Raw genomic sequence first — 23477 nt, 5'->3', positions numbered from 1 at the left:
GAATGATCAGTTTAGAATTTTTATTAGCCTCTGCGATTGGCCTGCTGACAGCCACAGGCATTTATCTGATCCTGCGTGCCCGTACCTTCCCGGTGGTGTTGGGTCTCGCCATGATTGGTTATGCAGTCAACCTGTTTTTATTTGCCATGGGCCGAATTCAGATGAATTCGCCTGCAGTATTGACTGAAGCCTCGAAAGTGACCGATCCCCTTCCTCAGGCACTGGTGCTGACAGCCATCGTGATTGGCTTTGCCACCACTGCCTTTATTGTCCAACTGGCATTGCGTAGCCGCTACGAATCAGGAACAGACCACGTTGACTCCAAAGAAGAAATACCAAATCTTGACCCGCGCGAGGATGAGCCTTAATGACTGATCTTCTCAATTTCTGGAATCAACATACCCCTATTTTCAGTATTCTTTTACCGGCCTTTACCGCTTTTGTCCTGGTTCTTTTAGGCAACCCGGGTTCAGGCTCTCTGGCGACGGACTGGCGTCAGCCCTGGCGTCGGGGTATCAGCTATGTCTCGAGTATCTTGGGCCTGATCATTGCTGTCAGCTATTTAGTAGACAGTAGTCAGGGTCAGATCAATGTTTATACGCTGGGCGAATGGGTCGCACCTTTTGGTATTGTACTGGTTCTCGATCAGCTCTCTGCGATGATGCTGGTTTTGACCTATGCCCTTGCAGTGCCGGTGCTCTGGTATGCCAGTAAAGAATGGGATATGCGTGGGCGTTATTTCCATGCCATGGTGCATTTCCTGCTCATGGGTTTGACCGGTGCCTTCCTGACCGGTGACCTGTTTAACCTGTTCGTGTTTTTTGAAATATTGTTGATGGCATCCTATGTACTACTGCTACATGGACAAGGCAAGGCCCGTTTCCAGCTGGGAATCCATTACGTCACCATCAACCTGTTTGCTTCTGCCCTGTTCCTGATTGGACTCGGGATGATTTATGGCAGTGTCGGCAGTCTGAATATGGCAGATGTGGCCCGCTTGATGCCTACCCTCGCTGAAGATCAGCACAAGCTGGCGGTTGCTGGTGGATTAATGCTGTTTGTCGTGTTTGGAATTAAAGCAGCGATGTTACCGCTCGGCTTCTGGTTACCCAAAACCTATGCCGTAGCCACCACACCTGTGGCAGCACTCTTTACCATTATGACCAAAGTCGGGGTGTATGCAATTTTACGGATTAATGGAACTGTTTTTGATGATGAATACAGCCACCAGATTCTGATGAATTGCCTGCTGGTGATTGGTCTGATTACGTCGGTTTATGGCGTGATTTGTGCAATCGGCACAGAACGTCTGCGCCGTTTTATCGGCTTTATGGTGCTGTCTTCAGTCGGAACAATTCTGGTAGCAATCGGTATGAATACGACTGCAGCCTGGGCCGGTGCATTGTATTATATGGTGCACAGTACCCTGATTGGCGCAGCCTTTTATATCCTGTCAGGCTGGATTACCTCACAGCGCGGCGAATTTAAGGATCATTTTAAAATCGCGCCACTGATGAAACAGAACAAGCTGGTTTCGATTGTCTATTTCATCATTGCCTTGATGATGGCAGGCCTGCCACCGTTTAGTGGTTTCTTCGGTAAAGTCTTTATTTTGCAGGCTTCTGCCAATTCAGACTATCAGATGATTATTATCCTGACCATTTTATTGGTAAGCTTCCTCAGTATTCTGGCCTTTACCAGGGTTGGTTTCGTGCTGTTCTGGCGTTCGACCAGACCTGAGGATGACCTTAATTCTGAAGATTTTCACAAATATGAAGCTTTACCAAGTAAGGCACCGGCACGTAATGATCGTGTAATCTATCTATTGCTTGCTGGCCTGACTGCCTATGTGGTGTTTGCCGGACCGATCTATCAATATAATTATCAGACTGCGGAACAGATTAAAAATAATCCGGTTTATGAAGCTGCCTTGTTAAAACGCGATGCAGAAGGCCAGTTTATTAGTGTGCAACCTTTTGATCCAAGCTATTTACCTGAAACCAAGTACGGTGGTGAGACAGTCGATCCGAATGCACATCTGGTTCCTTATACGATTTCGGAAGCCACTCTGGAAGGTGAAAATATTTCTGAATTCAAGCAACGCCAGATTGATCAGCAGTATGTTGAACAAAACAGATATGATGATAATCAACTTAAACCGGTGGAGGGACCTTAATGGCTGTATCATTCCTGCAACGTTGGTTCCCGCATCCGCTAGTTTCTGTGATCGTTGGGCTAAGCTGGATTCTACTGGCACATAATCTGGAAGCTGGAACATTGCTTTTCGCGCTGGTTCTGGCGATTGTCATTCCGAAAATGGTTGCACCTTTTATTGACTATACCCCGAATATCCAGTGGGCTCCTGCCGTGCGCCTTTTCTTTGTCGTGGTTTGGGATATTGTAGTAGCCAATATTAAAGTCGCAAAACTGGTACTTGGTCCAACCAAGAACCTGCATCCAAAATGGTTTCGCGTGCCTTTGGAAACCGAGCATGAGGAAGTCAATGCCTTGCTGGCAATGATCATTACCACAACGCCCGGTACAGTATCTGCAGGCATTGATCAGGATCGTGGTGATATTCTGGTTCATGCCTTAAGCACAGAGGATGAAGCAGCAGAAATCGAAACAATCAAACAGCGCTACGAACAGCCTCTGATTGAAATTTTCAGCGCACAGACAGGAGAAAAAGCATGACTATTCTGCCTTATGCATTAATGATTTGCCTAGGTGCTATCACTGTCTCGATGTTACTCTGCCTGATCCGACTCATCACTGGCCCTTCTATCGTGGATCGTCTGTTGGCACTCGACACCCTGTTCCTGAATGCCACCTGTCTGATTGTCATTTTAGGGATTTACTGGAGTAGCAGCTTCCTGTTTGAAGGGGCCTTACTGGTTGCGATGCTTGGCTTTGTTTCGACTACAGCCTTGGCACGTTATTTCACCACTGGCCATGTGATCGACTAGGAGTTTTTAAATGTCCTTAATTTTAGAAATACTGGTGTCGATTTTTTTATTGATTGGTGCTTTCTTTATGTTGGTCGGCGGGATCGGTATGGTCCGTCTGCCCGATCTGTTTATGCGTCTGCACGCCCCGACCAAATCCAGTACTTTGGGCCTGGGCAGCTTTTTGATGGCCTCAATTCTGTTCTCGGCCATATATGGCCGTTTCGGTTTTGCTGAAGTGCTCATCACCCTGTTCGCCTTCATTACCGCACCGGTATCTGCCAATCTGATGGCACAGGCTGCATTACATTTGCGTTTACGCTCTTTGAGTGGCGAGGTTCCGGAAACGCTGGAACGCCCTCTGCCTTGGCAGCGCTCACGCCGTCGTACCTTTTATGAAAAGAAAATCAATCGTAATGATGATTTCGATTAATTGAGCAAGCAATTCAAGTTCTTTTAAATCTAAAAAAATCTAGAGATAAAAAAAGCCACCCGAAGGTAGCTTTTTTAGTCCTAAGACTTATTCATCATCTTTTTTTGCTTCAGCTTCAGGTAAGTCCTTCACTGCTTCAGCGATCAGACCAAACATATAGTTACCATATGCATTGGTCTTATCATAATGGAAACGTAGACGAGGCGTAATACGGGTTTTGATACGACGACTCAGCTCATGGCGCAAGAAACCAGATGCTTTGTTCAACACATCCAAAGTTTCTTTATTGGCTTCTTGGCTTTGCTCATCGCCAAGTTCACGTCCCATCACAGTGACATAAACTTCCGCATATCCCAGGTCTGGGCTCACCTTCACCGCAGAGATGGTCACGAGACCACCTAAGCGTGGATCTTTCAGCTCCTGACGGATCAGTTCTGACAACTCGCGTTGTACTGTATCCGCCATACGCTTCAGACGTTGACTACCCGCCATTAAAGACTCCGTTTAATCAGTTGAACATCGTACACTTCGATCTTATCAAGTGCTTTGATGTCTTTATAGCCTTTCACCGCAAGACCACATTCCATACCGGCACGAACTTCTTCAACCACTTCTTTGTAGCGACGAAGAGATTCAAGCTCGCCCTGGAACACAACCACATCATCACGTAATACGCGAATCGGTTTGTTACGATGCAATACGCCTTCAAGTACCATACAGCCCGCAGCCGCACCAAACTTACTTGAGTGGAATACTTCACGTACTTGTGCAACACCCAGAATCGTTTCACGATGTTCTGGTGCAAGCTTACCGCTCATTGCTGCTTTCACATCATCAATCAATTGATAGATGATTGAGTAGTAACGAATGTCGATACTGTCTGCATCTGCTTTTTGACGCGCAGCGTTGTCCGCACGTACGTTAAAGCCGAGTAGAACTGCTTCTGAAGATTCAGCCAGTGTCACGTCAGACTCAGTGATCGCACCTACACCAGAACCGATGATACGTACTTTAACTTCATCAGTCGCAAGCTCAGCAAGTGCTACATGCAAGGCTTCCAAGGTACCGCGTACGTCAGTTTTCAACACAACATTTACGATAGGCACATCTTTCTTGCCCATAGACGCCATGATGTTTTCAAGACGCATTGCAGATTGACGCTCAAGACGTTTTTGACGTTCACGATCCATACGCGCATCGGCAACTTCACGTGCTTTCTTCTCATCGCTGACCACAAGAACTTCGTCACCTGCCATTGGCGCTTCTGGAAGACCCAGAATTTCCACTGGAATCGAAGGACCTGCAGATTTGATACGCTGACCATTTTCATCCGTCATCGCACGAACGCGACCATAAGATGAACCGGCAAGAACAAGATCACCTACTTTCAATGTACCGTTTTGAACCAGAATAGATGTTACTGCACCACGGCTGTTATCTACGCGTGCTTCAATTACGACACCTTGTGCAGCACCTTCTTCAGATGCCTTAAGCTCTAGAAGTTCAGCTTGAATCGAAATAATATCAAGAAGTTCATCAATGCCTTGACCAGTATGTGCAGAAACCATTGCCACTGGAACGTCACCACCCCATTGTTCTGGCACGATTTCTTTCACAGTCAATTCATTCAATACGCGATCTGGATCAGCAGATTCTTTATCCATCTTGTTGATTGCAACAATGATTGGTGTACCTGCAGCACGTGCATGGTCAATTGCTTCTGCAGTTTGTGGCATTACACCATCATCTGCTGCAACAACCAGAACCACGATATCTGTTGCTTTCGCACCACGTGAACGCATTGCAGTAAATGCTGCGTGTCCCGGAGTATCAAGGAATGTAATCATACCTTTATCAGTAGTTACATGGTAAGCACCGATATGCTGTGTGATACCGCCCGCTTCGCCAGCAGCCACTTTTGCACGACGAATACGGTCAAGCAGCGATGTTTTACCATGGTCAACGTGACCCATAATGGTAACAACAGGCGCACGCGTAGATTGCGCACCACGTGCTTCTTCAGCTGCTTCAAGCAAGTTATCTTCAGCTTGTGTATCAGAAACCAGTACCGGATTATGGCCCATTTCTTCCACAACAAGTGCAGCAATTTCTTGATCAATCGCCTGGTTCTGAGTAACCAATTCACCCATTTTCATGAGTGATTTAATCACTTCACGAACCTTAACTGCCATTTTCGCAGCTAAGTCAGCAACGACAATCGTTTCACCGATTTCAACATCGTAAACCTGTTTTTTCACAGGTTTTTCGAAGCCGTGCTTGTTGCCTTGACTGGTTTTTAAACCGCGCTTAGGCTGTTTGCTGAAGCTTTGCTCTTCCTGACCACGACGACCACCTTTTTTCGGTGCACGCGCGCTCGGCGTATTCGTACCACGTTTGATTTCGCGGTCTTCTTTCGCAAATGAGTCTTCATATGCCTGACCAACAAGACCGGCAGCCAGAGGAGAATCATCAACAACACGAATCGTTGCAGCAGTATCTTCCGCGGTGTACTTAGACGCCATTTGACGCATTTGTTCAAGCGTACGTTGCTGCGCTTCTTCAGCCGCTTTACGACGTGCTGCTTCTTCAACAGCTTTTAATTTTGCTGCTTCTGCTTCACGTGCCTTTTTCTGTTCAGCGGTTTCAGTTGGTTTAACAACTTGCTTCACAATCGGCTTGTTGGTTGATTTGCGTTTTACCACAACTGCAGCTTTAGAAACTTCTTGCTTGTCGCTGGTTTGCTTTGCAGCAGCACGCATCGCTTCTAGAGCTTTATTCGCGTTATTTACGCCAGTTTTTGGAGCTTCAGCAGAAGCAGCTTGTGCTGTATTCTGCTCAGGCGCAGCTTTGGCCTGTTGCTCAGCCTTGGCTTTCGCCAATGCTTCTGCTTTGATCTGCTCTGGATCCGGCTTAACAAATGTATGCTTCTTGCGAACTTCTACATTAATCGTTTTCGCCTTACCTGAAGTACTGGCTACTTTAGCCGTACTAGTCGTTTTACGTTTCAACGTGATTTGCCCTGCTTGGCTTTCTGAACCCTGTGACTTTTTCACATGGCTCATCAAGCTATCTTGTTGTTCGGTGGTAATAATATCGTCAGCTTTACGCTGTGGTAAACCTGCCTCACGAACCTGCTCTAGGAGCTTCTCAACTGGACTACCCACATTGAGGGCTAACTCTTTAATCGACTTGTCCGTCATATACTACCTCCTAGTTAAACCATGATTCGCGCGCTTTCATAATGAGTTGACCTGCTTTCTCAGCACCCAAACCTTCAATATCTTCGATATCGTCAGTCGCCTGATCTGCTAAATCATCCACTGTTACCACACCACGAGCTGCTAGCGCTTGCGCGATCTCTACTGTCATGCCTTCCATTGCAACAAGTTCTTCACTTGGCGCTTGTATGTTCTCTTGCTGTTGTAATGCATCAGCAAGTGCAATTTCTTTCGCACGGCTTTGCAGTAGTTCAACCAGTTCCGCATCCAGTTCGATTTCATCAAACGTTTCTGCAGGAACATAAGCAATTTCTTCAAGCGAGGTGAAGCCCATTTCTACCAATGCCATCGCCAAATCTTCCGCGATATCCAGACGGGTAACAAACATGTCTAAATATTGTTGCGCTTCGTTTTGTTGACGGGCGTAGTATTCCTCTTCCAGCATCATGTCCAGCTTGTAGCCAGTCAATTCAGATGCCAGACGAACGTTCTGACCTTGTGAACCAATCGCACGTGCCAACTGATCGCTGGTTGCGAAAATGATATCTGCAGTACGTGCATCTTCATCGATGACAATACTCGATACATCTGCTGGTTCCAATGCACTTGCGATATATTGCGCAGGATCATCCGACCAAACTACCACATCAATACGCTCGCCATTGAGCTCTTGCTGTACAGCTTGAATACGGGTACCACGCATACCAATACAAGCACCCACCGGGTCAATACGGTGGTCATTGGTTTTCACTGCAATTTTAGCACGAACGCCTGGTTGGCGAGCCGCCGCTTTAATTTCAATAATTTCTTCAGAAATCTCAGGGATTTCTTTCTTCATCAATGCAATCAGCATATCCGGTTTAGCACGTGACAGTTGTAACTGCGCACCACGACCTTCACGGTTGACATTGAATAGAATCGCATTCACGCGTTGCTTCGGACGAAGGATTTCTTTCGGAATCATTTCTTCGCGAGCAAGATACGCTTCAGCATTGTCACCTAGGTCAATGATAAAGCCGTCTTTGGTTTGTTTTTTCACTTCACCGTAGATCAGCTCGCCGACTTTAGATTCGTAAGCATCGGCTACGAGTGCACGTTCTGCTTCACGGATCTTCTGTACGATCACTTGCTTGGCAATTTGCGCTGCAATACGACCGAAGTCAATCGATTCAACTTCAAGCTCACGAATGTCGCCAATCGACCATTTTGCCGGATCAACATCAGAGATGGCATCCTGACAAGCTGGCATTTCATGGTCTTCGTCTGCAACCACTTCCCACTGACGGAAAGTACGATAGTCACCTGTTTTACGATCGATTTCCACACGTAAACGTGCTTCTTCCGAATGTGTTCCTTCGTAGAATTTTTTCTTTGTCGCAGCAACTAAAGCTTGCTCAAGCGCTTCAAAGATCGCTTCACGAGGTACACCTTTTTCGTTACTAACCGTTTCAACGACGGTCAGAATTTCACGTGCCATACGTCACCTATTCGTTAAATTTTTATTTATTAAATTAATCTTGGAAGACCAAATTTGCTTTATCGATATTGTGACTGTCGATCTCCAATACCTGTTGCTTTTCTACTTCAACCTGAATCATTTCATTTTCAAGATCGACAGCAACCAGTTTGGCCTGGAATTTACGACGGTTATCTACCGCACTGATCAAACGTAGTGCTACGGTATGACCGATATAGCCTGACATCTGCTCGAGCTGGAAGAATGGACGGTCCCAGCCTGGCGAAGATACTTCAAGTGAATATTCACCCGAGATCGGATCATGAACATCCAGCATTGCACCCACTTGCTGCGTGACACGCACACAATCCTGAACGCCAATACCACGCCCCTGCTCTTCTTCACCATCTTCATTGATTGCTGGTGCAACGCTCTCATCGACTGGCTTGTCGATGTAGATACGTAATAACGAACATTTACCCTGTGGCAGGAATTCAATCCCCCAAAGGTTTACATTACAGGCTTCAACTGCTGGTGCAATCAAGTCCTGAAGTGCTTGAGTTTTATTTGATAGCTTCATTTACTCTCGTCATCTGGTGCGATTTTATGATCTATTTGACCACTACAAACCAATACAAACTATAGTAGTAGTGAAACATGGAGATTTGACCAAATAATGTCGACACTACACGATAGCCAATAAAAAAGGGCGTAAATCGCCCCAATTAATGCACAATTTAAGATTTTTTCAAATCCCACTGTGCAAAAAGGCCCACCTTGTTGTGAGCCTCTTTTTAGAAACTTGGTAGCGGGAGCTGGATTTGAACCAACGACCTTCGGGTTATGAGCCCGACGAGCTACCAGACTGCTCCATCCCGCATCAACGTGCAAAAATTATATACAAAAGATGAGAACTTTTCAATCAAAACCACATCATTCTGCATATTTGTCATCTGTCGCTGAAAAAGTGGTAGCGGGAGCTGGATTTGAACCAACGACCTTCGGGTTATGAGCCCGACGAGCTACCAGACTGCTCCATCCCGCATCAGCGTACAAATAACATTCAGTTTAAAAAACTTAAACTGCTTTTAAAGTTTGCATCTTTAAAAGATTGGTAGCGGGAGCTGGATTTGAACCAACGACCTTCGGGTTATGAGCCCGACGAGCTACCAGACTGCTCCATCCCGCAACAACATGCAAATTAATTTTCTCAACTTAAAACCTGTTTAAGCTGCCTCTTGAAAGTTTGCGCCTTTAAAAAGGATTGATTGGTAGCGGGAGCTGGATTTGAACCAACGACCTTCGGGTTATGAGCCCGACGAGCTACCAGACTGCTCCATCCCGCATCAACAGAAGTTTTTTCAGCTGCATACACCAACTTAAATTTCTGGATTATAAGTTGGTGCGGAAGGGGGGACTTGAACCCCCACGCCCGAAAGCACTACCACCTCAAGGTAGCGTGTCTACCAATTCCACCACCACCGCAGCTGTGACGCATTCTAGTCGTATCACTGAAAAAAAGAAAGGATTAATTAAAACTATTCGGTCGTTTCTGGTGCAGTTGGTGAAGTTTCATTCGATTGTACAGGTGTGGTCGGCGCAGACTGAACCGATCCCAAACTATAGGCATTCGAGGTTTGTTGCTTGGCTAAAATCGCCAAAGTCAGACTGGTTACGAAAAACAGTGCAGTAAAAATTGCAGTCAAACGGGTCATGAAATTACCCGAACCCGATGCTCCGAATACTGTCGCTGCACCACCGCCACCGAAAGAGGCACCAGCATCTGCACCTTTACCATGCTGAACCAAAATCAAGACAATCATCAAAACAGCTAAGATAATATGTACTACCAGCACAAAAGTTTGCATGCTGAACTCCTAATTATTGTGTATTTGCAAATGCATGAGCAATTTTATGGAACGACTCAGCATTGAGTGATGCACCACCGACCAATGCCCCGTTGATATCTGGGCAGGCTGCTAACTCTACTGCATTTTCCGGCTTGACACTACCACCATATAAAATCGCCATCGTCGCGCCATAACCAGTGATCTGGCTTAAACCTTGACGGATTTGTGCATGCATGGCCTGTGCATCTTCAGGAGAAGCAGTTTTACCAGTTCCAATTGCCCAGATCGGTTCATAGGCAATCACGATATTTTTCCATTGCTCAGCTTCAACCACAGCAGCAATATCACAAATCTGTTGTAGCACTACAGCTTCTGCCTGCCCTGCTTCACGTTGTTCCAGGCTTTCACCAACGCAATAAATCACGGTCAAACCGGCACTTAAGGCATTCTTGATTTTCGCATTTAAAATATCAGCATTTTCCGCAAATATTTCACGGCGTTCAGAATGACCCACTAGTACATAGTGAATTTGACTATCGGCCAACAATTCAGCACTGACTTCACCAGTGTAGGGACCTGTTCCAGAAATACGTGAAACATCTTGTGCTACGGTATAAATCGGACGAACCGCAGATGACAGCTCTGCCTGAATCTGGCTTAAGGCAATGGCAATCGGTGCCACACCTAAATGACATTGATCTTCGGCAATTGGCGCAGTTTCCAGCAAATTCTTAATACCACGCACCAAGCTCAATGCATCTGCCTGCACCGGATTCATTTTCCAGTTACCTATCACCCAAGGGGTAATCGTCGAAACCGACATAATTAACCTATTTCATTTACATATTTTGAATTGGGCACATTCTACACGGAATTGGAAAATTAAAAGAATAGTTTTCTTATCACTCCTTCTCAGTTTAGACTATCCAAAATGGTTATTTTTTGTTATCACTTAAAAAAATGGGGACTTCTTCCAACCAGTTCATGCTTTTACTGGAGATGAGGAAGCTAGCAGCACTCTTGGCTATGGTATTTTTACGTAACAAACGTATAATTTTAGTATAGCAATTAAAAGAATTTGATGAGTAGGCATTTATAGCATGACAGCATTACAGGGGTCGCCAAGATTTACCGGATTTATTCGTCGTTTGGTCGAGGAAGGCGTCATCTCGGCTGAAGATATGCGCAGTGCATTAGCGCATGCCAAACAAGAAAAAATCGATATTGTGGCTGAGTTAATTAACCAGCAGCAACTTTTTCCAACCGTCATTGCTGAAACGATTTCAGTCGAATTTGGCGAACCGCTGTTTGATATCAGTGCCTATGATCCTGCTCAAATTCTTCGGGATGCGATTGATGAAAAGCTGATTACCAAGCATCGCATTCTGCCGATTTTTAGAAATTCCAGTATTTTATATGTTGCGACCAGTAACCCGACCAATATCGAAGCGATTGATGCAGTCCGCTTTTCCACCAAACTCAATATTGAAACCATTATTGTTGAACACAATAAACTTGAAAAACTGATCGAGCAGAATTTTACCGAAGAAAGTACCTTTGAATTCGATGAAGACTTTGATCTGGATGTTGATGTCGAATCTGCTGATCCGAATAAAGAAGAGGATGACAGTAACAAGGGTGAAGAAGCACCGATTGTCAAATATATTAATAAATTACTAATTGATGCGATCCGTATGGGGGCTTCAGACTTACATTTTGAACCTTATGAAAAAATCTATCGGGTACGTTACCGGGTAGATGGGGTATTACGCCAGATTGCAACACCACCACTACAGCTGGCAAATCGCTTGTCTTCGCGTCTTAAAGTCATGTCGCAAATGGACATTTCTGAAAAACGGGTACCGCAAGATGGTCGTATTAAATTAAAACTTTCTAAAAATAAAGCCATTGATTTCCGTGTCAACTCTCTCCCTACCCTGTTTGGTGAGAAGCTGGTACTGCGAATTCTGGATCCCTCCAGCGCGATGTTGGGAATTGATGCACTAGGTTATGAACCGGAACAAAAAGACCTTTTTATGCAAGCGCTGGACAAACCGCAAGGCATGCTCCTGATCACTGGTCCAACAGGTTCCGGTAAAACCGTTTCACTGTATACCGGTCTGAATATCCTCAATCGTGAAGATACCAATATTTCGACAGCGGAAGATCCGGTCGAGATTAACTTACAAGGCATTAATCAAGTCAACGTCAACAATAAAGTTGGTCTTACCTTCTCTGCCGCACTGAAGTCCTTCTTACGTCAAGACCCGGACATCGTAATGGTCGGTGAGATCCGGGATCTGGAAACTGCCGAGATTGCGATTAAAGCGGCGCAGACCGGTCATATGGTGATGTCGACCTTGCATACCAATAGTGCGCCTGAGACCTTGACCCGTTTACGAAACATGGGGGTGCCCTCTTTCAATATTGCCACTTCAGTAAACCTGGTCATTGCACAACGGTTGGCGCGTCGTTTGTGTTCACAATGCAAGAAACCTGCAGATATTCCGCAACAAAGCTTACTGGAGATGGGCTTTACCGAAACCGACTTGCAGCAACCTGAGTTCCAAATTTATGAACCGGTGGGCTGCAATGAATGTCGTGAAGGCTATAAGGGTCGTGTAGGTATTTATGAAGTTATGAAAGTAACACCCGAAATTTCCAGAATTATTATGGAGGACGGCAATGCACTTGAAATTGCAGATGCTTCCGCACGTGCAGGTTTTAACAATTTACGCCGGTCAGGTTTAATCAAGGTGATGCAGGGGGTGACTTCTTTACAGGAAGTCAATCGTGTCACCAGCGAATGATCGGGCGCTGATCTAAAATAAGGATAAAGGTATGGCAGCAGTAAAGAAAGGCCAGATGATGCCGATCTTCAGCTATGAAGGAATTGATCGTAAAGGGGCAAAGATCAAGGGGGAATTGCCAGCAAAAAATATGGCTCTGGCCAAGGTCACCCTTCGGAAACAAGGCATCAGCATCAAGACCATTCGGGAAAAGAAAAAAAATATCCTTGAAGGCTTGATGAAGAAAAAAGTCTCAACACTGGATATTACAATTTTTACCCGACAGTTGGCGACCATGATGAAAGCCGGGGTACCACTGGTACAAGGCTTTGAAATTGTCGCAGAAGGTCTGGAAAATCCGGCGATGCGTGAAGTTGTACTAGGAATTAAAGGTGAGGTTGAAGGCGGTAATACTTTTGCCGGAGCACTGCGCAAATATCCACAATATTTCGACAACCTATTCTGTTCACTGGTCGAATCTGGTGAACAATCTGGTGCTTTAGAAACCATGCTAGATCGCGTTGCGATTTACAAAGAAAAAAGCGAACTACTCAAGCAAAAAATCAAAAAAGCCATGAAATATCCTGCTGCGGTGGTTGTAGTCGCCCTAATTGTTACCATCATTCTGATGGTCAAAGTGGTCCCGGTTTTCCAGGATTTATTCTCTTCATTTGGTGCGGACTTACCGGCTTTTACCAAAATGGTGGTCAATATGTCGGAATGGATGCAAAAGTATTGGTTCCTGCTGATTATCGCCATTGGGGCCGTGATTACCGCTTTTCTTGAAGCGAAAAAACGCAGCAAGAAATTCCGCGATTTTCTGGATAAGGCCGCACTCAAAGCCCCGATTTTTGGTGACCTGGTGTATAAAGCGATTATTGCACGTTATAGCCGCACTTTGGCCACGACTTTCGCAGCTGGTGTTCCCTTGATTGATGCACTGGAATCCACTGCCGGCGCTACCAATAACGTCGTGTATGAAGATGCCGTGATGAAAATCCGTGAAGATGTCGCCACAGGTCAACAACTACAGTTTGCCATGCGCGTGACCAACAAATTCCCATCCATGGCAGTACAAATGGTCGCGATTGGTGAAGAATCTGGTGCACTAGATGCCATGCTAGACAAAGTAGCCACACATTATGAAAATGAAGTCGACAATGCAGTTGACGGCTTAACCTCGATGATGGAACCGCTCATTATGGCTGTTCTCGGTGTGCTTGTCGGTGGTCTGGTGATTGCCATGTACCTTCCAATTTTCCAAATGGGTTCTGTGGTTTAATGCACGATTTTCTTCAATATTTTATTCAAAACCCAACGGCGTTGTATATCGCAGTTGGGCTTTTTAGTTTATGTATCGGCAGCTTTCTGAATGTCGTGATTTACCGCACTCCCAAGATGATGGAACAGGAATGGCGTACTGATTGCCAGATGTTCCTGCATCCGGAACAGCCGGTGATTGATGAAACTAAGTTAAGTTTAAGCAAACCCGCTTCAGCTTGCCCCAAGTGTCATCAGCCAATCCGCTGGTACCAGAATATTCCCGTCATTAGCTGGCTGGTCCTGCGCGGAAAATGTAGCAACTGCCAGAATCCGATCAGCATCCGTTATCCTTTGGTTGAAATTCTGACGGCAGTTTGTGCACTCCTTGTCGTAGCAGTATTTGGCCCTACCCTACAAATGCTGTTTGGCCTGATCCTGACTTATGTGCTGATCGCACTCACTTTTATTGATTTTGACACCCAGTTATTGCCTGACCGTTATACTTTACCCTTGGCCGCGCTAGGTTTGGGGGTAAATAGTTATGCACTTTATACCTTACCCGGTGCTGCCATCTGGGGCTATATTATTGGTTTCCTGTGTCTGTGGGTGGTGTATTATGCATTTAAAATCGTTACCGGCAAGGAAGGTATGGGCTATGGCGATTTTAAATTGCTTGCCGCCCTGGGTGCCTGGATGGGGCCTTTATTACTGCCTTTAATTGTGCTGCTGTCTTCTCTGGTTGGTGCGATTATCGGGATTATCCTACTGAAAGTCCGCAAGGAAAATCAGCCTTTTGCCTTTGGTCCCTATATCGCGATTGCCGGCTGGATTGCTTTTTTGTGGGGCGAGCAGATTATGAAAGTGTATTTAGGTCAATAAAGTGAAATTTATACTCGGATTAACCGGCGGGATTGGCAGTGGCAAGTCTGCTGCCAGTCAGTGGTTTGAAGCACAAGGGATCACGGTAGTCGATGCCGATGTGGTAGCGCGTGAAGTGGTCGAAATTGGGCAGCCTGCACTTACCCAGATCCAGCAGGCTTTTGGCGATTGGGTACTGCTTGCCGATGGCTCACTGAATCGTCGTGCCTTGCGTGAATATATCTTCCAGTCTCCTGAAGCACGCAAGACCCTGGAAAGTATTACCCATCCGGCAATTCGCACTTCCATTATCCAGCAACTACATGCTGCGCAAAGTCCCTATGCCATTCTGGTTTCACCACTTTTATTTGAAACCAATCAGCACGAACTCACTCAGCATACCTTACTGATTGATGCCACCATCGAACTGCAAATTGAGCGGGCCTCACAACGTGATGGCCAGAATATCGAACAAATTCGCAATATCATTGCCGCCCAAATGTCCCGCGAACAAAAGCAGACCATGGCCGATGATATTGTCCTAAATGATGGTCATCTGGATCATCTCTATGCTCATCTCAGACCATTACATCAAAAATATTTAAACATGGCAGCCAGCTGAAGCATAAAAAAAGCAGTCTGATTAAGACTGCTTTTTTTGTTCTGCTAATTTTCGGCTCAGACTGTCCTGATGCTGTAACCAGCGCCACGGCTGTAAGGCCCCGACGGCCATACCCATCAGGCCACACACCATGGCCAGACTTAAAGTTTCATTTAATAAAGGTACAGCCAGAATTGCCGCAATAAAAGGTGCAAGATTGGTAATACTGCCTGCCTTAAATGCACCAAGACGCTTGATGGCTTCTACATAGCTTAAAGTAGCAATAATCACCACAAATATGCCGTGAAAAATGGTCTGAAACAGTAAATGCTTGGGTTCAGGCACACTCAAATTTTTCGGTAAAAATAGCAGATAAATCGGCACATATATCACTGCCGACCAGATCGCGACACCACACATTGCCTGCCATGCAGTTAGCTGATATTTACGCAATAAAACAGTAAAAATCGCCCAAAGTATGGCACTGATAAAAAACAGCCCGTCCCCTGCCCCAAAGGCTACACCAGTTTCCCGATACATCAGCATACTCATGAGACATAGTACGACGATCATAATGATCAGGCTGGCCCAGGTATGTTTATCAAAAGCCTGCCCCATCAGAAAAAAAGCCATGATCGCGGTACAGATCGGAATACAGCCATTCAAGAAAATTGCAGCATGGGCGGTAGGTGCGTAGTGAAAAGCACTATAGGCAAACAGGCAATAAATCACCCCGCCAATCATAGCTAAAATAAAAGGCTCTTTTTTCAGTAAAAAAGCGGCCTCTTTACGATAAAGCAAGATCGGCATCAGAATCAGGAAGGCCAAAGAAAAACGCAAGGCCACAATATCCCAAGCACTGATCTGCCACAGCGCATTCAGGCGGGCTGTTAAAGTAAAACCGCCCCAGATGCACATGGTAACAACTAAAAAAACATAGCCTTGGGTACGGTCTGACAATGCCATCATCAATTAAAGGTTACGTTGACGGCAGGCTTCATACAGCGCCATGCCTGTAGCCACACTGACATTCAGACTTTGCAGATTACCTGCCATCGGAATATACACGGTCTGATCACATTGGCTTTGCGTAATTGGACGTAGGCCAGTATCTTCCGCACCCATCACGATACAGACGCCAGTACCGGTAAAATCAAAATTTTGAATCGGCAGCGCTTTTTCATCCAGCATAGTTCCGACAACACGAACATTAAAATCTTCTTTGATTTGACCCAAAGTACGCGCCAGATTGGTGACCTGAATGAATTTGACTTTGTCCGCACCACCTGCAGCCACTTTACGTGCAGTCGGGGTTAACGTTGCAGAACGATCACGTGGCGCAATCACTGCCTCAACGCCCATTGCAGCGGCTGTACGGATACAGGCACCGAGATTATGCGGATCGGTAATATGATCGAGGGCCAATAACAACGCTTGAGGATTCGCACTCAACAAGGATTCAAGATCTTTTTCATTCAGGGTTGGATGAGCACGAACTGCGGCTACGACCCCCTGATGAAACGGTTGCCCGGCCAGTTTCTCCAGTTTGTCACGGCTGGCTTGCTGCACACTGATCCCAAACGGTTCAGCCAGTTCCAGTACACGCTTTAAACGCTGATCATCGCGTCCTTTGAGAGTGAATAATGTCAAGACACGTTCAGGCTCAAGCTCTAACAATGACTCCACTGAATGTACGCCATAAAAATATTCAGGTTTTGCCATGAACGACCTCTAGATTAGTTATATACAAAAGAAAAATCCCGTAAAGCTGACTTCACAGGATTTCTATAGCTGATTAGTTTAACCGATTCGCACTGAAATTTCTTGCCCGGTTTACACTGATCTTGAATCTGGACTTAACCTTCAAAATGGCAGACATAGTCCAGCACATCATCGGTTTCGATTTTAAAACGGCTATTGCCCGGCACATAGAAAGACTGCCCCGCACGGAACAGCTCACTTTCTTCGCTATCGCCAATCTGAACACGGCATTCACCTGAAACAATTTCCATACGCTCAGGAACATGTGTTTCAAAGGTCAAGGCATTTTCTGATGGCAGAATGACACCCAAAGTTTTTTTGGTCCCGTCTTCAAATTGTACAATGTGGCTAATACACAACCCGCCGAAATATACATTAGATTTTTTAAGTACAGATACATGATCAAACTGAGCTGACATGCGATTTCTCCAGATAAAGCATTTTGTAATATTTTGATTGCTGTAGTTTAAATGTGCACCCTCAACTAATCAATCGAAGTTTGTCGGCGTCGATCAAATATTCTGTATCACCTGAACCCCTTCTATTTACAGCATGTTTTGGCCTGTATTTTGCTGATAGATAAACTTAAGTTTCGATCTGCACGCGCTCTTTTAAAAACAGGCTCAATTGAGTCTTTAATTTAAAGATTGGGGATGTCAAAAATATGAAAATCAGCAGTGCATTAACGGACTTCTGAGTCAGCTTCTTGCGAAAATACAGTGAAATAAGCATATATAAATCGCTAAAATTTAAGATAGAATGAAATTGATTCGTCCTGATTTATAATAATCACAGCCATGTTGCGACCCCAATCCGACATCAGGCTATTTCAATCAAACTTTTCGCAGCCCGGATGCGTTTATGCTGACACATTTAACTCTGATCAATTTTGCTTTAGCTGAACATCTTGCTATTGATATTGATAAAGGTTTTAACGTTTTAACCGGTGAAACCGGTGCAGGTAAATCCCTCTTACTGGATGCATTGTCTGCCTGTTTGGGTGAGCGAACCGATACCAATTATGTACGTTATGGCTCAGAAAAAGCCGATGTCACTGCCAGTTTCAGCTATCAGGAACACAGTCCTGAAGCCGCATGGTTAAAAGAACATGAGCTGGATGACGAATCAGGTGAAATTCATTTACGCCGGGTGATTTTTGCTACCGGCCGCAGCAAGGCCTGGATCAATGGACGTCCGAGCAGCCTGTCTGAACTGAAAGAAATTGGGCGTTTACTGGTACAACTCTATAGCCAGCATAGTCAGCAGCAACTTCTGGAACCGCCTTATCCGAAGCACTGGCTGGATCGTTATTATCATTTTTATGCGCCGGCTCAAGCAGTACGTGATGCGTATAGCACTTGGCAAAAAAATATTCGCCAGCATCAGGCAGCTTTGGATGCACAAGCGACACGCAAGCAGCGTCTGGAAACCCTTGAGCTGCAACTCGAAGAACTGGAAGAAATTGTTCAGACGGATTATCCTGAAATTGAACAGGAATTTGATCGGCTCTCGCATCATGAAGCCATTATGCAGGACTGTGTCTATAGCCTGAATGTGCTGGATGAAGCTGAACAGAATATCACTCAGGAACTGGCATCAATTATGCGTCGGGTTGAGTCGCATGCCGGACGCAGTGAACAGCTTTCCGGGATTTATACTTCCCTACTGAATGCTCAAAGCGAACTTGAAGATGCAGCAGCGAATTTACGCCAGTTTATGGATCGGCAGAGTTTTGATCCTGAACGCATGGAAGTACTGAATTCAACTTTAGAAATCTTCCATCGTCTGGCACGTAAATATCGTACCCAGCCAGAATTACTGAAAGAAGAATATGAAGCCTGGCAAAGTGAACTGGAACAGTTACATCAACTGGAAGATCCGGAAACACTGGCTGAACAGGTAGCAGTGTCTTATCAGGAATTTCTGGATAAAGCCCAACATCTGGATCAGATTCGCCGTGAAGCCGCAGCACCTTTGGCCAAGCAGCTCACTGAGCAGGTCAAACAGCTGGCACTGCCTGAAGCACGTTTTGAGTTTAAGTTTGAGCCTCTGGAACATCCATCTAGCGAAGGCCTGAGCTTTATCCAGCTACTTTTTACTGCCAATAAAGGCATTCCGGCACAGCCTTTGGCCCGGGTTGCATCAGGTGGTGAGCTTTCGCGTATTGCGTTGGTGATGCAAGTCATGAATGCGGAAAAAACCGAAGCGGAAGTGCTGGTCTTTGATGAAATTGATGTCGGGATCAGTGGTGGTACCGCAGAGATTGTCGGGCGTTTACTGGCCGATCTGGCCCAACATGTACAGATTCTGTGTATTACCCATCAGGCGCAGGTTGCAGCACAATCTGATCAGCACCTACTGGTGAAAAAACAGCAGACTGATCCTGCCAGCAGCACGATTATCAATCTTGAAGAAAATGAAATAATTCAGGAGCTTGCAAGAATGACAGGTGGTGTAGAGATTAGTGAAACCACCTTGCAACATGCCCGTCAGTTACGTCAGCTGAAATTTCAGCAGGCTTAAATATTTACAATCTGGACAAATAAAATTTGGTGAATCCAAGAAGCTCTAGTAACGTAGCTATTAGGATCATAGGATTTCTCTGCGAAGAAATTAATTTTAAGGAGAACTGCTCAGGTGACCAAACAGTTTCTGACACATCGTTGTCTGATTGCACCGCCGCATGCGAATGATGATTTTTTTGCCCAGACGGTCATTTATCTCGCACGGCATGATGAAGATGGTGCGCAAGGCATCATTATCAATCGACCTGCCGGCATTCAAATTAAAGAATTGCTGAATGATCTTGATATTGAAGCAGACAATGTCAATCCGCATGAAGTATTGCAAGGTGGTCCATTACGCCCTGAGGCCGGCTTTGTCCTGCATACCGGTCAGCCGACCTGGCATTCGTCTATTGCCGTAGGCGAGAATGTCTGTATTACCACATCGAAAGATATTCTGGATGCCATTGCGCATAATGAAGGCGTTGGTCGCTATCAGATTGCACTTGGCTATGCCAGCTGGGGCAAACACCAGCTGGAACAGGAAATTGCTCGTGGTGACTGGCTGATTTGTGATTCCGATATGGATCTGATTTTTAATTTACCTTATAACGACCGTTGGGACGCTGCCTATAAAAAAATGGGGGTAGACCGCAACTGGTTATCTTCCGAGATTGGACATGCCTGATGTAAACGCGCCACAAACCATTATGGCGTTTGATTTTGGTACACAAAAAATGGGAATGTCGGTCGGACAATCCCTGATTGCTAGTGCCAATCCCCTACCCTTATTTCCCATGAAAGATGGTATTCCCAACTGGGATGAACTACTCAAAATCGTGAAAAGCCATCAACCCAATTTATTTCTGGTCGGCTTACCATTGAATATGGATGATAGTGAATCGGAGCTGTCGACACGGGCGCGAAAATTTGCCCGCCGTTTACGTCATCAGACCAATATTGAAACCTGGATGGTGGATGAACGTTTGACCACCCGTGAAGCACGCGATGAACTGGATCATTACCAAGCTCAAGGTCGAGGCAAGAAACTCTCTGCGGACAGTATTGCGGCTGCCTTGTTGATTGAAAGCTGGTATCGCCATCCTGCCGGAATCACGCCTTAATCTGTTTTTAAATTTTTTTAAATCAGCATCCTTTAGGGTGCTTTTTTACACTCCAAAATGCTTCTTAAGGATAAAAATAACGAAAAGTCAGATTAATTCTCGGTGTTAAAACTTTGCTGGTTTTGCTGATACTGTGCTTCCAGTGCTGCTGCGTCGCGCCACGCATCACAATCAGTTGTCCACTGTGTAACAGCACATCGACTTTATCGCTGTGAATTTTATGCTTAAAGCTCATTTTACGGGTAGCTCCCAGACTTAGAGAAGCGATGACATTTTCCCGAGAGGTACCTGTATATAACGCCGGCTCATCATCACTATGCCAGCCCAAGCCTTGGGAACCATCTTCATACAAATTGGCCAGACAGGAATTAAAGGGATGACCGACCAGAATTTCAATATGCTGCTTTAAACGGAATAATCCGGGTGTCCATACCTGAGCTTGTTTGAGCGTACCAGAATAACGATACTGATAATGTTCATCGCCATACCAGACCACCTGGCGACCTGTGACATGGTGCTTGCCAAATAAATGCACTTCATCATGTTGCCAGGCCAGCTGACTGAGAAAATGCTGTAGATACTGCTGGCTTTGTTCCTGATCCAAAATCAGGCCATAATCCTCCACTACCCCATCAAAAGGTAATACATTGGCTTGCGGCTGGGGTGCAAATAAATCGAGAGTCATATCAATTCAATCCAGTATCCACATGAAAATACTGACATTCGACCTAAAGGATTACAACTGCTCTTCACAAATGACTACAACATTTATGCTTGTGGCTAGCCTAATTCCTGCCTAGACTGAATTCAACTTTCACAATAAAAATAATCCTTTTATGAACTTATGGCAGCTGTTTCAGAAACTTCGTCCCTTTGTTCAGCCTTACCGGTTGCTGGTGATTGCCACGCTGATTCTGACCCTGATTGGCTCATTCACCGCACAGGTCAATGCCATTACCTTGCAATATGCGGTCGACAGCATCAATTCGCTACTCGAAACCGGTCAAGGACTGGAACAAGGCTGGCATATTCTGATCACGATTTCGGCGATTTTGCTCGGCAAAGAAATTATCAATGCCTTTGTCCAGTTCGGGCAGAAGTTCTATGGAGAGAAACTGCGGATTTTTGTCTCTCAGGATCTGGCCCAAGGGATTATTGAAAAATTTTTAAAATATCGGCTGGAATTTTTTAATCAGGAAAATAACCAGGCCGGTAAATTACAGACCCGGATTGACCGTGGCATTGGCTCACTGACCCGTCTGGTGCAAATTTTCTTTATTGATATTTTACCGTTATTTACCAGTGCCATTGTGGCTTTGGGGCTAATGTACTATGCCAATGTGTATGTCGGTCTGGTCGCGACTGCTATTGTTCCTATCTATTTCTGGCTGACCTATAAGCAGGCACAAAAACTCGGGGGCTGGCGCCGCAGTCTTCGCGATGGTCGGGAGAGAAAAAGTCAGGGCATTCTCAGTATCATCAACTCGATTACCGTGATTAAGTCTTTTAACCGCGAATCGATTGAATCGGAAAAGCAGCTCGGTTTACAGCGTGAACTGACCGACAATCAGATGAAAACCCGCCAGACCAGTTTCCTGTTTGATGGCCTGAAAACTTTTCTGGAACAGATCGGGATTGTACTGATCATTATTTTAACCTCCTACTTTGTGCTGGATGGCCAGATGAGTATCGGTATGATCATGTTTCATGTGCTGCTATTTAATAATGTCTCTGCCCCAATTCGATCCCTGCACCGGATTTATGATGAAGTGAATGATGCCATGATCTATTCAGAAAGCTTTTTCAAAATTCTGGAGGCCGATGATGAAATTGAACAAAGCGGTCAGCAGAAACCGATTGTCCAAGGCAAATTTGAACTGAGTGGCGTGAATTTTTATTATCCAAACGGCCACCATGCCCTGAAAGATATTGATATGGAAATTCGCCCCAATAAAATTACCGCCTTGGTGGGCTTATCGGGTGCCGGAAAATCTACCCTCATCAGTTTGCTGGATAAATTTTATGAACCACAGCAAGGTCAGATCAAACTGGATGGCATTGACCTGAAAGATTATGACACCCAATATCTACGCGATCATATTGGTCTGGTCTTACAAAAAAATCATATTTTTCAGGGCACCATCTTTGACAATATCCGTTATGGTAAAACTACTGCCTCAATGGAGGATGTAATTGAGGCAGCAGAAAAAGCCTCGATTCATGAGCAGATTTTACAGTTACCGGATGGTTATGATAACGATGCCTTGATGCTGTCTGGCGGCCAGCAGCAACGGATTGCCTTGGCACGGATGTTCCTGAAAAATCCACCGATTATTTTTCTAGATGAACCGACGGCGAGTCTAGATGCAATTGCCACGGAACAGATTAAACACAGTCTGGACCAGATCAAGCAAGGCCGTACCGTGATCATCATTTCGCATAGCCTTTCGCAGATTATTGATGCGGATTATACTTACGTGATGAAAGAAGGAACGATTGCTGAGCATGGCGAGCACGACCAGCTTTATCATCAGCAAGGCGTGTATAAGGAAATCTTTGATGCGATGGCCAAAAGCCTGAATATTGAAAAAATTGCCAAAACTTTTGAAGATGATGCCGAGGAAGAAACTCATAGTTAGCTTCTCTATCTCAATAAAGAAACCTCCGGTACGGAG

At 45.3% G+C, this 23477-nt stretch carries 23 protein-coding genes and 5 tRNA genes; 13 read left to right on the top strand and 15 right to left on the bottom strand.

Going from position 1 to position 23477, the window contains the following annotated elements; all coding sequences use genetic code 11:
- Window positions 1–2 precede the first annotated feature (2 nt).
- From PYW33_RS01455 to PYW33_RS01435, 5 genes are read left to right on the top strand one after another with little or no spacing between them, the layout of a single operon-like run.
- Window positions 3–368, top strand: coding sequence for a Na+/H+ antiporter subunit C (locus PYW33_RS01455; protein WP_004281114.1), 366 nt, complete (start codon window positions 3–5; stop codon window positions 366–368).
- Window positions 368–2176 carry a monovalent cation/H+ antiporter subunit D gene (locus PYW33_RS01450; RefSeq protein ID WP_004281113.1) on the top strand — a complete coding sequence of 603 codons (1809 nt, stop codon included), beginning with the start codon at window positions 368–370 and terminating at the stop codon, window positions 2174–2176. The genes PYW33_RS01455 and PYW33_RS01450 overlap by 1 nt, the downstream gene beginning before the upstream one ends.
- The gene (locus PYW33_RS01445) at window positions 2176–2694 is read left to right on the top strand and encodes a Na+/H+ antiporter subunit E (RefSeq protein WP_004281112.1); all 519 of its coding nucleotides are present in this window, start codon (window positions 2176–2178) and stop codon (window positions 2692–2694) included. The genes PYW33_RS01450 and PYW33_RS01445 overlap by 1 nt, the downstream gene beginning before the upstream one ends.
- A complete protein-coding gene (locus PYW33_RS01440) occupies window positions 2691–2966 on the top strand; it encodes a monovalent cation/H+ antiporter subunit F (protein WP_004281111.1) in 276 nt (91 codons plus the stop codon). Before PYW33_RS01445 ends, PYW33_RS01440 begins: the two co-directional genes overlap by 4 nt.
- Before the next feature lie 10 nt (window positions 2967–2976).
- On the top strand, window positions 2977–3378 hold the full coding sequence (locus tag PYW33_RS01435; RefSeq protein ID WP_004281110.1) for a Na+/H+ antiporter subunit G: 402 nt from the start codon (window positions 2977–2979) through the stop codon (window positions 3376–3378).
- 87 nt (window positions 3379–3465) lie between these two features.
- On the opposite strand, the gene PYW33_RS01430 is transcribed toward PYW33_RS01435, so the two are convergent.
- The 11 genes from PYW33_RS01430 to tpiA form a co-directional block, all read right to left on the bottom strand.
- Window positions 3466–3870: a ribosome-binding factor A gene (locus tag PYW33_RS01430; RefSeq protein ID WP_004281108.1), complete on the bottom strand. Its 405-nt coding sequence runs from the start codon at window positions 3868–3870 to the stop codon at window positions 3466–3468.
- The gene (gene infB / locus PYW33_RS01425; RefSeq protein WP_004281106.1) at window positions 3870–6578 is read right to left on the bottom strand and encodes a translation initiation factor IF-2; all 2709 of its coding nucleotides are present in this window, start codon (window positions 6576–6578) and stop codon (window positions 3870–3872) included. Before infB ends, PYW33_RS01430 begins: the two co-directional genes overlap by 1 nt.
- Before the next feature lie 10 nt (window positions 6579–6588).
- Window positions 6589–8073, bottom strand: coding sequence for a transcription termination factor NusA (nusA, locus tag PYW33_RS01420; RefSeq protein WP_004281105.1), 1485 nt, complete (start codon window positions 8071–8073; stop codon window positions 6589–6591).
- A 34-nt stretch (window positions 8074–8107) separates the two neighbouring features.
- Window positions 8108–8632: a ribosome maturation factor RimP gene (gene rimP / locus PYW33_RS01415; RefSeq protein ID WP_004281103.1), complete on the bottom strand. Its 525-nt coding sequence runs from the start codon at window positions 8630–8632 to the stop codon at window positions 8108–8110.
- Between the two features lie 223 nt (window positions 8633–8855).
- Window positions 8856–8932, bottom strand: a tRNA-Met gene (locus PYW33_RS01410).
- 88 nt (window positions 8933–9020) lie between these two features.
- Window positions 9021–9097, bottom strand: a tRNA-Met gene (locus PYW33_RS01405).
- A 67-nt stretch (window positions 9098–9164) separates the two neighbouring features.
- Window positions 9165–9241 (bottom strand) — tRNA-Met (locus PYW33_RS01400).
- A gap of 80 nt (window positions 9242–9321) precedes the next feature.
- Window positions 9322–9398: transfer RNA gene (locus tag PYW33_RS01395), tRNA-Met, on the bottom strand.
- Between the two features lie 54 nt (window positions 9399–9452).
- Window positions 9453–9537: transfer RNA gene (locus tag PYW33_RS01390), tRNA-Leu, on the bottom strand.
- A gap of 53 nt (window positions 9538–9590) precedes the next feature.
- Window positions 9591–9920, bottom strand: coding sequence for a preprotein translocase subunit SecG (gene secG / locus PYW33_RS01385; RefSeq protein WP_004281101.1), 330 nt, complete (start codon window positions 9918–9920; stop codon window positions 9591–9593).
- Window positions 9921–9933: 13 nt separating this feature from the next.
- On the bottom strand, window positions 9934–10725 hold the full coding sequence (gene tpiA, locus PYW33_RS01380; RefSeq protein WP_004281100.1) for a triose-phosphate isomerase: 792 nt from the start codon (window positions 10723–10725) through the stop codon (window positions 9934–9936).
- A gap of 277 nt (window positions 10726–11002) precedes the next feature.
- Here tpiA and pilB point away from each other — a divergent pair, with 277 nt between their 5' ends.
- From pilB to coaE, 4 genes are read left to right on the top strand one after another with little or no spacing between them, the layout of a single operon-like run.
- Entirely contained in the window at window positions 11003–12712 is a 1710-nt protein-coding gene (gene pilB, locus PYW33_RS01375) for a type IV-A pilus assembly ATPase PilB (protein ID WP_004644929.1), read from the top strand.
- A gap of 31 nt (window positions 12713–12743) precedes the next feature.
- Window positions 12744–13973, top strand: a complete 1230-nt coding sequence (locus PYW33_RS01370; RefSeq protein ID WP_004281096.1) for a type II secretion system F family protein — start codon at window positions 12744–12746, stop codon at window positions 13971–13973.
- Window positions 13973–14833 (top strand): prepilin peptidase, encoded by an 861-nt coding sequence (locus PYW33_RS01365; protein ID WP_004281094.1) that lies wholly within the window; start codon window positions 13973–13975, stop codon window positions 14831–14833. The genes PYW33_RS01370 and PYW33_RS01365 overlap by 1 nt, the downstream gene beginning before the upstream one ends.
- Window position 14834: 1 nt before the next feature.
- Window positions 14835–15434, top strand: a complete 600-nt coding sequence (gene coaE / locus PYW33_RS01360) for a dephospho-CoA kinase (RefSeq protein ID WP_004281093.1) — start codon at window positions 14835–14837, stop codon at window positions 15432–15434.
- Between the two features lie 21 nt (window positions 15435–15455).
- Here coaE and PYW33_RS01355 read toward each other — a convergent pair whose 3' ends face one another.
- The 3 genes from PYW33_RS01355 to ppnP all read right to left on the bottom strand — a co-directional run bounded on the left by PYW33_RS01355 (window position 15456) and on the right by ppnP (window position 17593).
- On the bottom strand, window positions 15456–16379 hold the full coding sequence (locus PYW33_RS01355) for a DMT family transporter (RefSeq protein WP_004644926.1): 924 nt from the start codon (window positions 16377–16379) through the stop codon (window positions 15456–15458).
- 6 nt (window positions 16380–16385) lie between these two features.
- The gene (rlmB, locus tag PYW33_RS01350) at window positions 16386–17135 is read right to left on the bottom strand and encodes a 23S rRNA (guanosine(2251)-2'-O)-methyltransferase RlmB (RefSeq protein WP_004281091.1); all 750 of its coding nucleotides are present in this window, start codon (window positions 17133–17135) and stop codon (window positions 16386–16388) included.
- Between the two features lie 134 nt (window positions 17136–17269).
- Window positions 17270–17593, bottom strand: coding sequence for a pyrimidine/purine nucleoside phosphorylase (gene ppnP, locus PYW33_RS01345; RefSeq protein WP_004281089.1), 324 nt, complete (start codon window positions 17591–17593; stop codon window positions 17270–17272).
- Window positions 17594–18035: 442 nt separating this feature from the next.
- On the opposite strand from ppnP, the gene recN reads away from it, so the two are divergent.
- From recN to ruvX, 3 genes are all read left to right on the top strand, one after another.
- Window positions 18036–19697: a DNA repair protein RecN gene (recN, locus tag PYW33_RS01340; RefSeq protein ID WP_004644925.1), complete on the top strand. Its 1662-nt coding sequence runs from the start codon at window positions 18036–18038 to the stop codon at window positions 19695–19697.
- A gap of 114 nt (window positions 19698–19811) precedes the next feature.
- Window positions 19812–20366, top strand: a complete 555-nt coding sequence (locus tag PYW33_RS01335) for a YqgE/AlgH family protein (RefSeq protein ID WP_004281085.1) — start codon at window positions 19812–19814, stop codon at window positions 20364–20366.
- The gene (gene ruvX, locus PYW33_RS01330; protein WP_004281083.1) at window positions 20359–20802 is read left to right on the top strand and encodes a Holliday junction resolvase RuvX; all 444 of its coding nucleotides are present in this window, start codon (window positions 20359–20361) and stop codon (window positions 20800–20802) included. The genes PYW33_RS01335 and ruvX overlap by 8 nt, the downstream gene beginning before the upstream one ends.
- 64 nt (window positions 20803–20866) lie before the next feature.
- On the opposite strand, the gene PYW33_RS01325 is transcribed toward ruvX, so the two are convergent.
- Window positions 20867–21487 carry an alpha-ketoglutarate-dependent dioxygenase AlkB family protein gene (locus PYW33_RS01325; protein WP_004281082.1) on the bottom strand — a complete coding sequence of 207 codons (621 nt, stop codon included), beginning with the start codon at window positions 21485–21487 and terminating at the stop codon, window positions 20867–20869.
- A gap of 151 nt (window positions 21488–21638) precedes the next feature.
- Between PYW33_RS01325 and PYW33_RS01320 the strand changes: the two genes are divergently transcribed.
- Entirely contained in the window at window positions 21639–23441 is a 1803-nt protein-coding gene (locus PYW33_RS01320; protein ID WP_004281080.1) for an ABC transporter ATP-binding protein, read from the top strand.
- Window positions 23442–23477 lie beyond the last annotated feature (36 nt).

This window comes from Acinetobacter lwoffii, from assembly GCF_029024105.1.
GTDB classification, from domain to species: Bacteria; Pseudomonadota; Gammaproteobacteria; order Pseudomonadales; family Moraxellaceae; genus Acinetobacter; species Acinetobacter lwoffii.
This window is presented reverse-complemented; position numbering and strand designations above follow the sequence as displayed.

Excerpts from the sequence above, each read along its gene's own strand:
- PYW33_RS01455 (WP_004281114.1), top strand. The coding sequence starts at position 3 with ATGATCAGTTTAGAATTTTTATTAGCCTCTGCGATTGGCCTGCTGACA.
- PYW33_RS01450 (WP_004281113.1), top strand. The coding sequence starts at position 368 with ATGACTGATCTTCTCAATTTCTGGAATCAACATACCCCTATTTTCAGT.
- PYW33_RS01445 (WP_004281112.1), top strand. The coding sequence starts at position 2,176 with ATGGCTGTATCATTCCTGCAACGTTGGTTCCCGCATCCGCTAGTTTCT.
- PYW33_RS01440 (WP_004281111.1), top strand. The coding sequence starts at position 2,691 with ATGACTATTCTGCCTTATGCATTAATGATTTGCCTAGGTGCTATCACT.
- PYW33_RS01435 (WP_004281110.1), top strand. The coding sequence starts at position 2,977 with ATGTCCTTAATTTTAGAAATACTGGTGTCGATTTTTTTATTGATTGGT.
- PYW33_RS01430 (WP_004281108.1), bottom strand. The coding sequence starts at position 3,870 with ATGGCGGGTAGTCAACGTCTGAAGCGTATGGCGGATACAGTACAACGC.
- infB (WP_004281106.1), bottom strand. The coding sequence starts at position 6,578 with ATGACGGACAAGTCGATTAAAGAGTTAGCCCTCAATGTGGGTAGTCCA.
- nusA (WP_004281105.1), bottom strand. The coding sequence starts at position 8,073 with ATGGCACGTGAAATTCTGACCGTCGTTGAAACGGTTAGTAACGAAAAA.
- rimP (WP_004281103.1), bottom strand. The coding sequence starts at position 8,632 with ATGAAGCTATCAAATAAAACTCAAGCACTTCAGGACTTGATTGCACCA.
- secG (WP_004281101.1), bottom strand. The coding sequence starts at position 9,920 with ATGCAAACTTTTGTGCTGGTAGTACATATTATCTTAGCTGTTTTGATG.
- tpiA (WP_004281100.1), bottom strand. The coding sequence starts at position 10,725 with ATGTCGGTTTCGACGATTACCCCTTGGGTGATAGGTAACTGGAAAATG.
- pilB (WP_004644929.1), top strand. The coding sequence starts at position 11,003 with ATGACAGCATTACAGGGGTCGCCAAGATTTACCGGATTTATTCGTCGT.
- PYW33_RS01370 (WP_004281096.1), top strand. The coding sequence starts at position 12,744 with ATGGCAGCAGTAAAGAAAGGCCAGATGATGCCGATCTTCAGCTATGAA.
- PYW33_RS01365 (WP_004281094.1), top strand. The coding sequence starts at position 13,973 with ATGCACGATTTTCTTCAATATTTTATTCAAAACCCAACGGCGTTGTAT.
- PYW33_RS01355 (WP_004644926.1), bottom strand. The coding sequence starts at position 16,379 with ATGGCATTGTCAGACCGTACCCAAGGCTATGTTTTTTTAGTTGTTACC.
- rlmB (WP_004281091.1), bottom strand. The coding sequence starts at position 17,135 with ATGGCAAAACCTGAATATTTTTATGGCGTACATTCAGTGGAGTCATTG.
- ppnP (WP_004281089.1), bottom strand. The coding sequence starts at position 17,593 with ATGTCAGCTCAGTTTGATCATGTATCTGTACTTAAAAAATCTAATGTA.
- recN (WP_004644925.1), top strand. The coding sequence starts at position 18,036 with ATGCTGACACATTTAACTCTGATCAATTTTGCTTTAGCTGAACATCTT.
- ruvX (WP_004281083.1), top strand. The coding sequence starts at position 20,359 with ATGCCTGATGTAAACGCGCCACAAACCATTATGGCGTTTGATTTTGGT.
- PYW33_RS01325 (WP_004281082.1), bottom strand. The coding sequence starts at position 21,487 with ATGACTCTCGATTTATTTGCACCCCAGCCGCAAGCCAATGTATTACCT.
- PYW33_RS01320 (WP_004281080.1), top strand. The coding sequence starts at position 21,639 with ATGAACTTATGGCAGCTGTTTCAGAAACTTCGTCCCTTTGTTCAGCCT.